Here is a 12797-nt window from a genome sequence, read left to right as displayed (position 1 = left end):
AGTAGAAAATTGAATGATTTTCGCTTCGTTGGCCCCCCCGCACAGTTGAGTAGGCCAGAAATAGAAAATCTAATGATTTTCGCTTCGTCGGCCTACCCCCGCGCTCTAATTATTGAGCAATAACTCGATTGAATTTATCAACTTTATCCCAAACCACATTAAGACGAAGGTTGAGGCCACTCAACCCCTGCGCTTGTAAATACCGAGCAATCACTTGACTGGATTTTTGAAGCTTGTTCTCAGCTAGCTTAAGACGCAGTTTGAGACCACTCAACCCCTGCGCTATTGATTAAAGAACAATACACTTGACTAAATATATCAAGTTTATGCCTAGCCAACTGTTTTTTTGATGTAGTACCGGTAGTCTAGCGAAATAGTATATAAATAAACAAGAGTTTGTTATAATATTCAAGAATATAATGCAAGAGGAGGACGAGATGATGGAAATGGAAAAGATTCCTAGCTTTACAGTCGATCATTTAAATTTAAAACCGGGTATTTATTTATCAAGAGAGGACCAAGTAGGTGGGACTACTTTAAAATCTTATGATTTAAGATTTACAGCACCAAATTTTGAACCGGTGATGAATACTGCTGAAATTCATACCATTGAACATTTAGCCGCAACTTTTTTACGTAATGATGCCCAATATAAACAAGAAGTGATTTATTTTGGCCCAATGGGGTGCCGTACTGGCTTTTATTTAATCTTAACAGAACAGGTGGCACCTGAAGCGGTGAAAGATTTATTATTACGTTGTTTTGAATTTATTGCCAATTATGAAGGTGAAATTCCAGGAGCCAGCGCTCGTGATTGCGGTAATTATTTAGACCAAAATTTACCAATGGCACGCTATTATGCGAAAAAATATGTTGACGTCATCCGTCAACATGAGGATTTTACCTATAGTTATTAATTAATAATGCGTAAAACTTATGAAAAGGGTTTATTATTTGCTATAAAAAGTGTAACATAGTAGTCAGAGAACTATTTGGTTATGAAACAATCAAATGTTCAGCAAAAATTTTGGAGGCGAGTAAAAACATGGATATGTTTGCAGAACTAAGTCATAAAATCGAAGGTAAAGGCATTCGAATTGTATTCCCAGAAGCTGATGATGCACGTGTATTAGGTGCAGCGGTCCGCCTAAAGTCAGATAATTTAGTTGAACCGATATTATTAGGTGAACCTACAGAAGTTCAAGCTTTAGCTAAAAAGAATTTGTGGAATATTGATGGTTTAACCATTATAGACCCTAATCACTATGATGAATTTGATGCAATGGTTGATGAATTTGTCAAAGTTCGTAAAGGGAAAGCAACAGAAGAACAAGCGCGCACTATCTTATTAGATAGAGCATATTTTGGTACAATGTTAGTGCAAATGGAACAGGCGGATGCGCTAGTTTGTGGTGCTGTTTACTCAACAGGTGATACCGTTCGTCCAGCTTTACAAATTATTAAAACAAAACCAGGTGTGAGCCGTACCAGTGGTGCGTTTGTCATGATTCCACCGCAAATGGATGGACAAAAATTAGTTTTTGCTGACTGTGCTATCAACATTAATCCAGACGCACAAGCATTAGCTGAAATTGCTGTTGAATCTGCTAACACGGCTAAAATCTTCGGCATTGACCCTCGTGTGGCGATGTTAAGTTTCTCAACTAAAGGTTCAGCTAAATCTGAAGATGTCGATAAAGTTGTCGAAGCGACACGCATTGCTCATGAGTTAGCACCAGAATTAGAATTAGATGGTGAATTACAATTTGATGCTGCTTATTCAACTGTTGTAGCCGATCAAAAAGCACCTGAATCAAAAGTAGCAGGTCAAGCAACGATTTATATCTTCCCTGAAATCCAATCAGGTAACATCGGTTATAAGATTGCGCAACGTTTAGGAAATTACCAAGCGGTTGGGCCAATCTTACAAGGTTTAAACAAACCTGTATCTGACTTATCACGTGGATGTGTAGAAGAAGATGTTTATAAAGTATCGATCATTACCGCTAATCAAACATTGGTTTAATGAATCGATTTCCTAAAAAAAGTATTACAAGTTGGGAAAGTAGAAGTAGATAACTTTTCGCTTCGTCTCTATCTCCTTGTAGCCGACTCCCGTCTTTAACAAATACATCAGTATTTGTTAAAGACGGGAGTCGCAATCACAATGAACGACCTATCATGAATCAAGGCGATAGGTAAAGTTTAATATTAGATACCATGTGTAATGATGATTATGCATGGTATTTTTGTTAGTTTTAATAGTCGTTCAATAGAAGTGAACAATAAAGTTTAAAAGTTAGAAGAATTTTGTTTTGGCTGCCCGCTTTGCATTGTAGTAAACGATCATTTAACTTATATGATTTACATTTAAAAGTTATCATTGGTCAAACAGTATTCAGCTAAATTAACTTCATGTAAAGATTGAATGAAAAGGTAAAAACTACTTTAAAAAAGAAGATAAATTCGGTACAATAGAGAAAGTGAAATAAAGAAAGAGGTTCTAGAATGATTGAATTCAAAAACGTTTATAAACGTTATGATAATGGTGTTACGGCACTAAAAGATATTAACTTGAAAATCGAACAAGGTGAGTTTGTTGGGATAATCGGATTGTCTGGTGCCGGCAAGTCAACTTTAATTCGAACAATCAATAAAATGCATCCTATTAGCGAAGGAAATTTAACTGTAAATGGTGTTGAAGTAGCGACGTTAAAAGGTGATAGTCTACGTAAATTTAGACGTCAAATTGGGATGATCTTCCAATCATTTAACTTAGTAACACGTGCCAAAGTTATTACGAATGTACTAAATGCTTTAGTGCCGGATATTCCGTTTTGGCGTGTTTTAGTGGGCCATTATAAAAAAGAAGAAGAATTAAAAGCTTTGGAAGCATTGGACCGTGTGGGTATTTTAGATAAAGCTTATACACGTGTAGACCAATTATCTGGTGGTCAACAACAGCGTGTTGCTTTAGCGCGTACTTTAGCACAAAATCCAAGTATTATTTTAGCGGACGAACCTGTTGCAGCATTGGACCCAGTGACGGCTAATGTGGTGATGAAAGACTTTCAACGTATTAATCAAGAGTTTGATATTACTGTTTTGATTAATATTCACCATGTCGAGCTTGCATTAGAGTTTTGTGATCGTATCATTGGGATTCGTGATGGAGAAGTTGTTTATGACGGACCATCAAGCAATGTAGATGCGGAAATATTGAATTTAATCTATAAAGGCCAAACGGAAGAAATGGGTGGTAACTAATGGTTAAATCTTTAAGAGATAATATTTTACCTCCTAAAGAAATCACCTTAGCGAACGGAAAAGTAGTTAAAAAGCCTCGCTCAATAGCGCCTTTCGTGGTGATTTTGGTGTTAATCGCAATGTATTATTCAGTGCAATTAACAGGTTTTAATTTGTCGACGTTAATGAAACGTGGACAACAATTCTTTGTTATTTTAGGACGGATGGTACCCCCTAATTGGAGTTTTTATCAAGGGGTTATCGGACCTTTAGTGGATACGATTAAGATGTCAGTATTAGGGACTGTTATCGGAGCCTTTTTGGCGATTCCTTTTGCGATGGTAGCTTCCATTAACTTAACCCATAACAAAGTATTATCGGGTATTATGAAATTTATCCTCAGTATGATTCGTACCATGCCGACTTTAGTATCTGCATTAATCTTAACGTACATTTTCGGTCTAGGAACCTTCTCAGGGACATTAGCGATTGCGCTCTTTACTTTCTCATTCGTAGGAAAACAATTGTATGAAACAATCGAAACAGTTGATATGTTACCTTATGAAGCGATGGAAGCGGCTGGAGCCAATAAAATTAAGAGCTTTGTGGCAGCCATTCAACCGCAAATTTTACCATCTTATTTATCAACCAGTTTGTATACTTTCGAAGGAAATGTTCGTCATGCAGCCATCTTAGGATATGTTGGTGCAGGTGGGATTGGGATTATTTTAAATGAAAACCTTTCTTGGCGTGAATACCAAAATGTCGGGATGATTTTACTTTGTTTATTTATTACAGTAGCGATTATTGAATTTATTAGTGGCTACTTACGTAAGAAATTATCATAGGAGGGCCAAGATGATCGATCGTATTAATGAAATGTATGAGAGTAGAGATCGTAGTCGCGCAGCACAATATTTTTGGGCGATATTAGTGGTTGCTTTATTAATTTGGTCTTCTACCACCGTAGGTGAAGTTTCTGTAACTAAAAATGGGAGCTCTATCGCTGCTAATATTATTAAAGGGATTTTTTCACCCAATACCGAAATTTTGTTTAATTTAACTAAACAATCAGTACCTTATTTATTATTAGAAACCATGGCCATTGCTTTTCTAGGAACTTTAGTAGGAGCAGTCTTCTCACTGCCTATTGCGTTTCTCGCGTCACAAAAGATTATGCCAATGCCAATCGTGGTGATTGTACGTTTATTCGTCGTGGCGATTCGTACGATACCCAGTTTTGTATATGGTTTAATGTTTATTCGTGTGACAGGACCAGGAGCGTTTGCTGGTTTAATGACTTTATCAGTGACTTCAATTGGGATGTTAACTAAATTATTCAACGAAACAATAGATGATATCGATACAAATATTTTAGAAGCAATGGAAGCTTCAGGATGTAATACGTTTGAAAAAATCCGTTGTGGCATTTTACCGCAATTGGGCTCAAGCTTACTATCAACGTTGATTTTTCGTTTTGATATGAACCTACGTGATGCAACAATCTTAGGGTTAGTTGGTGCGGGTGGTATCGGAGCGCCATTGGTTTTTGCAATGTCCGCTTATCGTTGGAATGAAGTCGGCTCTATCTTAATTGGTTTAGTAGTTTTAATTTTAATTGTTGAATACTTATCTAACCGCATCCGTGAACGCTTAGCGAGGGGTTAAGTTCGCACTTCAGCATGATGGTAATAGACTTAGCGATGTCGTCATTTGCATTTAGCACTAAATAATATGTGTTCTATAGGATACTAGCAAGCTAAGTTTTATCGTCGCAATGACTTTCAGCTTTATGTAGACAAATATTCTAGTCTTTGGTAAAATACTTTTAGGTTTAGAGCAAACTCTAGAAGAGAGTAGTTTTTAAATGAAAGATACAGCAAGTTGGGTTGTTGAGAGCCAATGATTTCACAAAAACGAACCGCACTTCTAGTTTAATTAGATTAACTGTCTAATTCGGAGCCAGACTTCGTTAACAACTAGAAGAGCACTATTTGATAGTGGAATTAGAGTGGTACCGCGATATTTTAATAAATACTCGCCTCTAACGATGTTAATTTTGGCATTGTTAGAGGTTTTTTAATCTATTTAGGAGGAAAAAATGGATAATAAATTATTATTTGCCGAAAAATTACAACAAGTCTTAGCAGAACATTTAACAGTCGATGAAGTAAAAGCGTTAATTGAAATCCCGAAAGATTCATCAATGGGAGATTTGGCTTTTCCTGTTTTCACATTAGCAAGAGTTTTAAGAAAAGCCCCCCCACAAATTGCTCAAGACATTGTGGCACAAATGGACACTTCAGCTTTTCAAACCGTTGAGGCAGTAGGACCTTATATTAATATTCGTTTAAAACGTTCAGCCACTGCTTTTGAGATTGTTAAAGACGTTATCGAAAAAGGGGAACAATATGGTGCAGTCGATTTAGGTAAAGGCGCAACAATGACAGTCGACATGTCTTCACCTAATATTGCCAAACCAATGTCCATGGGGCATTTACGTTCAACCGTTATAGGTAATGCGATTGCTAATATTGCGAAAAAAACCAACTATCAACCTATTCGTATTAATCACTTAGGAGATTGGGGAACGCAATTTGGTAAATTAATCGTTGCCTATAAAATGTGGGGCGACGATAAGGTAATTGAAGCGGATCCTGTGAAAGAATTGGTAAAATTATATGTAGATTTCCATGAAGCAGCAGAAACAAGACCAGAACTTGAAGAACAAGCACGTGCCGCTTTTAAAGCTTTAGAAGATGGTGACGAAGAAATGATTCGTTTATGGACTTGGTTTAAAGATGAATCATTAAAAGAATTTAACAAAGTTTATGGTTTATTGGGAATTACCTTTGACTCTTATAATGGTGAAGCTTTTTACAACGATAAAATGCAACCGATTATTGATGAATTAGAAGAAAAAGGGATTACGACCGTTGATAATGGAGCCACAATTGTAAAATTGGAAGAGGAAGATTTACCACCAGCCTTAATTAAAAAGTCTGATGGAGCCACATTATACGCAACCCGCGACTTAGCTGCGGCACAATATCGTAAAGATACTTATGGTTTTGCTAAGAATGTTTATGTCGTTGGTAATGAGCAGTCAGGTCACTTTAAACAATTACGTGCTGTATTAAAACGCATGGGACGTGACTGGGCTGAAGATATGATTCATGTACCATTTGGCTTAATCACTTTAAACGGTAAGAAATTATCAACACGTAAAGGTAAAATCATCTTATTAGAAGTTGTGTTAAATGATGCGATAAATTTAGCCTTCCAACAAATTAATGAGAAAAATCCGACATTAGCGAATAAAGAAGCAGTTGCTAAAGAAGTTGGGGTTGGGGCGGTTGTATTCCATGACTTGAAGACAGACCGCATGAATAGCTTTGACTTTAAATTAGAAGAAATCGTTCAATTTGAAGGGGAAACAGGTCCATATGTGCAATATACTTATGCCAGAGCGATGAGCTTAATGCGTAAATATGGTCAAGCGATCGATGCGGATATTGATTATCAATTAGAAGATGACTACAGTTGGGAAGTGGCTAAAAAGTTATTAGCATACCCTCAAGTCGTAACGCAGGCGATGGAAAAATATGAGCCTTCTGTTATTGCTAAATACGCTGTTCAATTAGCACAATTATTTAATAAGTATTACGGTAATACACGTTTATTAGATGATGATGCGCAAAGACCAGCACGTATGGCCTTAGTTAAAGCAACGACTATTGTGATTAAAGATGCCTTAAACTTATTAGGGATTGCATCTCCGGAAGAAATGTAATCGAAGGGCTAACGAACCCATTACGATAGTTTCAATAGAAAAGATAATTAACAAAAATTAGTGATGTAAGAAGCGAGATCATTATGCTTTCGTTTTCTTACATCATTTTTTATCAATTTTGTAAGTGCTTTTAAATAAATTTAGAAAAACTATTGACAAGCACAAAAGAAACCGTTAACATACAATTGAAAGTTTACGTTTAACGTTAAACGTAAATCGAACAAGTACTTAATTTTTATTAAGTGCTATATTTTATGCCAAAAGGTTTAACGTTAAACCGAAAAATTTGGAAGGGGTGTGACAAAGTGAAGATCACTATCAAAGATATAGCGAAATTAGCGAATGTGAGTACGACAACCGTTTCAAATGTCATGATTTTTGATTAGAATGTTCATTGACCCTCTCGTTCGGGTCAAATTCATGTGTGCAATTTTGCATTTATTCCACCTCTTAAGTTTGTAATAACGTTGATATATCAACGCTTTGATAACTTAATTGTGGTATTAAACTAATATAGAATAGATTCTATTATACTTAATAACCAGCTATAACCTGATTAATAACTTATAATTTACAAAAGTGCGAAAACCCCATATATCATAAGGCTTTACGTCTATAAAACTTAATTTAAAAAAGTGTGCTAAACAGTGCAATTGCCCTTAATCTATAAGGCTTAATGACGTTTTTTGACTGCTTTCAGAAAAAAATTATCGTGTAGAGTGAAAACAGGCACTATACCCCTTAAATTCAAAGAAATAAGTGTGATAGTAGATACTACCCCCCACTTTTTAAATGCTTATCAAACTATCCCATTACGAAACCCCCAACTAGATGAGATTGCAATGATTGAGCCATACTCCTAAATTAAAACTAACACGAAAACCAAAATTCAAGCATTTTTTTCAGAAAATAAAATCTTAGTTTTATCGTCTGAAAAATCTCGACCAAAAACTAGATTTAGTTTCCCTATGCTCAATTAAGACCTGCTGCTCAATTGCTCGTAACTCCTGTTCATGTTCCAACAGATCCATAAGCTTTTTATTTTGTGATGATAGGTCAATTAATCGCTCCCTTAGGTTAGCTATCTCATTGCGTTGACTAGCTATCAACTCATCAACATACTTGTCTTTTTCAGTTCTGGATTTATATTTATTATCGTGATTATTACTATTATCCTCAACCCCATACTCTTTTACTTGCTTAAATTGAGTCTCGTTCAGCACTAAAACTCTATTTTGTGTGTTTGTCTCGAGTTTTAGCTTATTGATACGGTATCTTATCGCTTGTGGAGTAAGGTTTAGCTTATCTGCCACTTCTGAAACAGTCAAAAGTTTATCGTTATTTTTGTTTGTCATCCCTTTTTATCTATATTTTTGTCTTGTTTTGTCAACCTAAAACATTGATGCATATAGCTTTTTCAATAATGATAACACAAAGCAAACAAACAAAAGTAAAATATGTTTCGTTTGTCTCTTTGTTGTATGCTTAGGGTAAGGCTTAACTACTCAATGAATCTTTTAGACATGCGACAACTCACAAAGACAATCTTAAGTCCTCCATTTGAAACCAAACTCTTGCTAGTAATTCAAGTTCGTTACATCAATTTGGTTTCAGAGTATGGACTTAAGTCCATGCTCTATCTGATGCGTTGTAAACGGTTTACTATAATGATAAAATACTTTTTAGATACGTATCTAAAAGATGTAAATAAGGAGGTTGTTTTGATGAAAGAAAATGTTAGTCAACAAATGCAAAAATTTTCTCGATCTGTTATCGTTCCTGTAAAATTCATGGCTGTTATGGGTTTATTCTTAGCTTTTTCAGTTATTTTACAGCTTCAATTTATGCCTAGTTTTCTACAAACATTTGGCACATTGATAAAAACCATGATGGATAGCATGTTGAATAATTTATCATTAATTTTTTGTATAGGTATCGCTTCTTCTTTAGCTAACAAGAAAAAGGTTGAAGCCTCCCTCATCGCTTTGATTTCATTTCTTTTTTTTCTAGCAGCGAATAATGCATGGTTAATTCTAACGAATCAAATCGCTAATCCAGGAGAAATGGGATTATTTGGGACAGGGCAAGGAATGGTTTTAGGTTTTCAAGTTGTTGATATGAATGTATTTTTAGGAATAATTATTGGTTGTATAGTTGGTTACTTCCACAATAAATTTTCAGATAAAAAATTTGTTGATTTCTTAAGTATTTATGGTGAATCTCGCTTTACGTTCATGTTACTTATTCCTGTCATTTTAATTTTAGCAGTAATAATGTGTTATATTTGGCCAATTGTCAATGGATTGATTTCATCACTATCTGGCTTTATTTTAACAACAGGGTTAATTGGCGTATTCGTGTACTCATTCGGAAATCGCTTCTTAGTCCCTACTGGTCTTCATCACCTATTATGGATGCCGTTTTGTTTTACCGCACTTGGCGGTACAGCAGAAATCAATGGGCAAGTATATAGTGGTGCAGCAAACATTTTTTATGCGCAAATGGCTAATGCTAGCACAATTACTACCTTAGATCCCTCTTTAAGATTTGCAACATTCGGTTTTGTAAAAATATTTGGTTCGATTGCAGTTGCTTTAGCAATCATCTACTGTGCGAAAAAAGAAAGAAAAGATGAAGTAAAAGGGATGATTTTACCTTCAATGTTTGTTGCATCGGTAGCAGGTATCACCGAACCTTTAGATTTCTCCTTCTTATTTGTTTCGCCTCTACTATGGTTCGTTCATAGCGTATTAACTGCTATCTCAGAAACACTTTTATGGGCATTAGGCGCAAGGACATATATGCTCTATGGATTGATAGACACCATTGTATCAAATTCAGCATTTAGTCCAAGTGTAACCAAGTTTTATATTGTGATTATCGTAGGAATTATTATGAGTGTCATTTGGTTCGTAATCTTTGTTTTCTTGATTAGAAAATTAGATATTAAAACTCCTGGCAGAGAGAATTTAGAATTAGCCGCTGAAGATAATGTTATAACTACCTCAGAAGTAGAAGAAAATAGTCAATCAGAATTGTTAAATTCTAATGACGTTGCTTTAGTCATTGATGGATTAGGTGGTCCAAATAACATTGAACATGTAACAAATTGTTTTACAAGATTAAGAGTTACTGTAAAAGACGAAAACAAAGTTGAAAAAGGGATATTAGAAAAAGTTTCTCAACAAAAAGGGATCGTTGAAAATGGAAAAAATATTCAAGTTGTTATTGGTATGGATGTACAAACTTTCAAAGAAGAAGTATGCGATGTCTTAGGAATTACAGAATAATATGAATCAAGGAGTGGATTAAATATGGAAAGAAAAAAACAATCAGTCGTTATCGCAGGAGGCGGAAGTACTTATACTGCGGGAATTGTTATGATGTTAATTGAAAATCAAGATAAATTCCCTTTACGCACATTAAAGTTTTACGATAATGATCAGAAACGTCAGGAGATTGTTGCCAAAGCTTGCGAAGTGATTGTAAAAGAAAGAGCCCCAGAAATTGAATTTATTGCAACAACCGATCCCGAAGAAGCATTTACAGATATTGATTTTGTCATGGCTCATATCCGAGTAGGTGGATTAAGTATGCGAGAAAAAGATGAAAAAATTCCTTTAAAATATGGTGTTGTAGGACAAGAAACTTGTGGCCCTGGTGGAATGGCCTATGGAATGCGTTCTATTCCGGGAGTCATTGAGCTGATTGACTATATGGAAAAATATTCCCCAAATGCTTGGATGTTAAACTATTCAAATCCAGCTGCAATCGTTGCTGAAGCAACACGTCGTATGCGACCAAATGCAAAAATCATTAATATTTGTGATATGCCTGTAGCTATTAAGAAATCAATTGCTGATATTCTTGGGCTCGATAGTGAACTTGAAATTGTTGACCGATATTATGGATTAAATCATTTCGGCTGGTGGACTGAAATGTATGACAAAGAGGGCAATGATTTAATGCCAAGATTAAAAGAGCATGTACAAAAATATGGGTATGCTTCTGCTGCTGAGGAAGGTAATCCTTTACTTGAAGAAGCCAGCTGGATGGATACTTTCCAAAAAGCGAAAGATGTTTATGCAATTGATCCTGAAACTGTACCTAATACGTACTTAAAATACTACTTATACTCCGATTATGTAGTTTCTCATGCCAATCCTGATTATACTCGGGCAAATGAAGTAATGGATAATCGTGAAAAAAATGTATTTGCTGAATGCAAGAGGGTCGCAGACAATCAATCAGCAAAAGATACTACTATTGAAGCTGGCGAACATGCAGAGTTTATTGTACATTTAGCAGCAGCATTAGCTTACAATACCTACGAACGTATGCTATTAATTGTAAAAAATGACGGAGCAATTGCTAATTTAGATGATGATGCGATGGTTGAAGTGCCTTGTATTGTAAGTAAACGTGGTTATGAACCACTATGTATGGGTAAAATTCCTCATTTCCAAAAAGGAATGATTGAACAACAAGTAGCAGTTGAAAAATTAGTAGTAGATGCTTATGAACAAAAATCTTATCAAAAATTATGGCAAGCATTGACTCTATCAAAAACAGTTCCTTCAGCTAAAGTCGCAAAACAAATTTTAGATGAGCTAATTGAAGCAAATCAAGAGTGGTGGCCAACATTAAGTTAATAGTCTTCTATCTGAAAGTATGTTATAAAAATGGATAAGATATTATAAGAATTTTATTTGAGATAGGATGAGTACTATTATGCGCTTTACAGATTTAGTAAACGAACATTATGCTGATTTAAACGAAACAGAGTTATTAATGTGTAATTATATCATGGAAAATATCGATATAATTCCAACTATGAGTATACTTGAATTTGCTAGAAATAGTTTATCCTCAAAGTCTTCAGTTATACGCTTTTCACAGAAATTAGGGTTTACTGGATTCACCGAACTTAGAAATTTCATTAAATGGCAAGATCATGAAGAACGCTTTGATGAGCAAATAACTTTTACTAATCAAGTAATTAAAGACATAGAACATTTATTAAACATCTTGAAAGACCGCAACTGGCTCCCAATTTATCAAATTATTGATTCTGTAGATAATATCTACGTCATTACAACAGGGATTACACAAAAAAATCAGGCAGCGGAATTACAACGATTATTTCTTTTGATTGGTAAACCTCTGCAAATCATTCCTGGAAATGGTGGCTCCAACGAGTTCAGAAGAATCCTTGAGAGACTAACTGAAAAAGATATCGTTTTTGTTTTATCATTATCTGGAGAAAATAATCGGTTAGAATCTATCATTCATCAATTAGAACTTGTTAAAAGCAAAATTGTCTCAATTACCAGTTTACAGAATAATTGGTTATCTGGAAAATCAGATTTTAACTTGTATGCTACAACTAGTCGGAGTCCCTTACCTAAAGATTGGTGGCTACAGACAGCCTCTTCGTTTTTTGTTTTAATTGAAGCTTTTGCTTTTGGATATATGGATTATAAACGCAAAGAATCCTCTTAAACAATTATTTATCTTATGAAACGACGATGTATTCGTCGTTTTTTTATTCGGGTTGAAATAACGGCTTCACCTAAATTTTGATTGCGTAGTTGTTAATATCCAAATCGCTTTCTATGTTGTTATAAATACAGTAGAGAATAAGGAAAAAAGTGGCTCTTTGTCAAATGGTGTGGGTCACGGAATTTTTTGGTCGTTCAACGCAATTGTGTTGAACGACCGTTTTATTCTAATTAAGCGGTTTTCTTTGTCTTTGATT

At 35.0% G+C, this 12797-nt stretch carries 11 protein-coding genes; 10 read left to right on the top strand and 1 reads right to left on the bottom strand.

The features are described from left to right. Positions 1–440 precede the first annotated feature (440 nt). From HMPREF2811_RS08325 to HMPREF2811_RS11950, 7 genes are all read left to right on the top strand, one after another. Positions 441–917: an S-ribosylhomocysteine lyase gene (locus HMPREF2811_RS08325; RefSeq protein ID WP_246829834.1), complete on the top strand. Its 477-nt coding sequence runs from the start codon at positions 441–443 to the stop codon at positions 915–917. Positions 918–1045: 128 nt separating this feature from the next. Then, positions 1046–2026 (top strand): phosphate acetyltransferase, encoded by a 981-nt coding sequence (pta, locus tag HMPREF2811_RS08320; RefSeq protein WP_210386566.1) that lies wholly within the window; start codon positions 1046–1048, stop codon positions 2024–2026. Positions 2027–2508: 482 nt separating this feature from the next. After that, entirely contained in the window at positions 2509–3267 is a 759-nt protein-coding gene (gene phnC, locus HMPREF2811_RS08315; RefSeq protein WP_071408927.1) for a phosphonate ABC transporter ATP-binding protein, read from the top strand. Continuing rightward, entirely contained in the window at positions 3267–4094 is an 828-nt protein-coding gene (phnE, locus tag HMPREF2811_RS08310) for a phosphonate ABC transporter, permease protein PhnE (protein WP_071408926.1), read from the top strand. The genes phnC and phnE (HMPREF2811_RS08310) overlap by 1 nt, the downstream gene beginning before the upstream one ends. 10 nt (positions 4095–4104) lie before the next feature. Then, positions 4105–4914, top strand: coding sequence for a phosphonate ABC transporter, permease protein PhnE (phnE, locus tag HMPREF2811_RS08305; RefSeq protein ID WP_071408925.1), 810 nt, complete (start codon positions 4105–4107; stop codon positions 4912–4914). A gap of 433 nt (positions 4915–5347) precedes the next feature. Then, positions 5348–7039 carry an arginine--tRNA ligase gene (gene argS / locus HMPREF2811_RS08300; RefSeq protein WP_071408924.1) on the top strand — a complete coding sequence of 564 codons (1692 nt, stop codon included), beginning with the start codon at positions 5348–5350 and terminating at the stop codon, positions 7037–7039. Positions 7040–7293: 254 nt separating this feature from the next. Next, positions 7294–7425, top strand: a complete 132-nt coding sequence (locus HMPREF2811_RS11950; RefSeq protein ID WP_084802072.1) for a LacI family DNA-binding transcriptional regulator — start codon at positions 7294–7296, stop codon at positions 7423–7425. A 537-nt stretch (positions 7426–7962) separates the two neighbouring features. On the opposite strand, the gene HMPREF2811_RS08295 is transcribed toward HMPREF2811_RS11950, so the two are convergent. Then, positions 7963–8394 carry a hypothetical protein gene (locus HMPREF2811_RS08295; protein WP_071408923.1) on the bottom strand — a complete coding sequence of 144 codons (432 nt, stop codon included), beginning with the start codon at positions 8392–8394 and terminating at the stop codon, positions 7963–7965. A gap of 369 nt (positions 8395–8763) precedes the next feature. Between HMPREF2811_RS08295 and HMPREF2811_RS08290 the strand changes: the two genes are divergently transcribed. The 3 genes from HMPREF2811_RS08290 (at position 8764) to HMPREF2811_RS08280 (ending at position 12541) form a co-directional block, all read left to right on the top strand. Then, positions 8764–10329 (top strand): PTS transporter subunit EIIC, encoded by a 1566-nt coding sequence (locus HMPREF2811_RS08290; RefSeq protein WP_071408922.1) that lies wholly within the window; start codon positions 8764–8766, stop codon positions 10327–10329. A gap of 24 nt (positions 10330–10353) precedes the next feature. Next, on the top strand, positions 10354–11691 hold the full coding sequence (locus HMPREF2811_RS08285; RefSeq protein ID WP_071408921.1) for a 6-phospho-alpha-glucosidase: 1338 nt from the start codon (positions 10354–10356) through the stop codon (positions 11689–11691). Positions 11692–11770: 79 nt separating this feature from the next. After that, positions 11771–12541: a MurR/RpiR family transcriptional regulator gene (locus tag HMPREF2811_RS08280; RefSeq protein WP_071408920.1), complete on the top strand. Its 771-nt coding sequence runs from the start codon at positions 11771–11773 to the stop codon at positions 12539–12541. Positions 12542–12797: the final 256 nt, after the last annotated feature.

The organism is Globicatella sp. HMSC072A10 (genome assembly GCF_001811625.1).
Classification (GTDB): Bacteria; Bacillota; Bacilli; order Lactobacillales; family Aerococcaceae; genus Globicatella; species Globicatella sanguinis.
The sequence above is the reverse complement of the archived record's forward strand: the minus strand, read 5'-3'. Positions and strand labels throughout refer to the sequence as shown.

Excerpts from the sequence above, each read along its gene's own strand:
- HMPREF2811_RS08325 (WP_246829834.1), top strand. The coding sequence starts at position 441 with ATGGAAATGGAAAAGATTCCTAGCTTTACAGTCGATCATTTAAATTTA.
- pta (WP_210386566.1), top strand. The coding sequence starts at position 1,046 with ATGGATATGTTTGCAGAACTAAGTCATAAAATCGAAGGTAAAGGCATT.
- phnC (WP_071408927.1), top strand. The coding sequence starts at position 2,509 with ATGATTGAATTCAAAAACGTTTATAAACGTTATGATAATGGTGTTACG.
- phnE (WP_071408926.1), top strand. The coding sequence starts at position 3,267 with ATGGTTAAATCTTTAAGAGATAATATTTTACCTCCTAAAGAAATCACC.
- phnE (WP_071408925.1), top strand. The coding sequence starts at position 4,105 with ATGATCGATCGTATTAATGAAATGTATGAGAGTAGAGATCGTAGTCGC.
- argS (WP_071408924.1), top strand. The coding sequence starts at position 5,348 with ATGGATAATAAATTATTATTTGCCGAAAAATTACAACAAGTCTTAGCA.
- HMPREF2811_RS11950 (WP_084802072.1), top strand. The coding sequence starts at position 7,294 with ATGCCAAAAGGTTTAACGTTAAACCGAAAAATTTGGAAGGGGTGTGAC.
- HMPREF2811_RS08295 (WP_071408923.1), bottom strand. The coding sequence starts at position 8,394 with ATGACAAACAAAAATAACGATAAACTTTTGACTGTTTCAGAAGTGGCA.
- HMPREF2811_RS08290 (WP_071408922.1), top strand. The coding sequence starts at position 8,764 with ATGAAAGAAAATGTTAGTCAACAAATGCAAAAATTTTCTCGATCTGTT.
- HMPREF2811_RS08285 (WP_071408921.1), top strand. The coding sequence starts at position 10,354 with ATGGAAAGAAAAAAACAATCAGTCGTTATCGCAGGAGGCGGAAGTACT.
- HMPREF2811_RS08280 (WP_071408920.1), top strand. The coding sequence starts at position 11,771 with ATGCGCTTTACAGATTTAGTAAACGAACATTATGCTGATTTAAACGAA.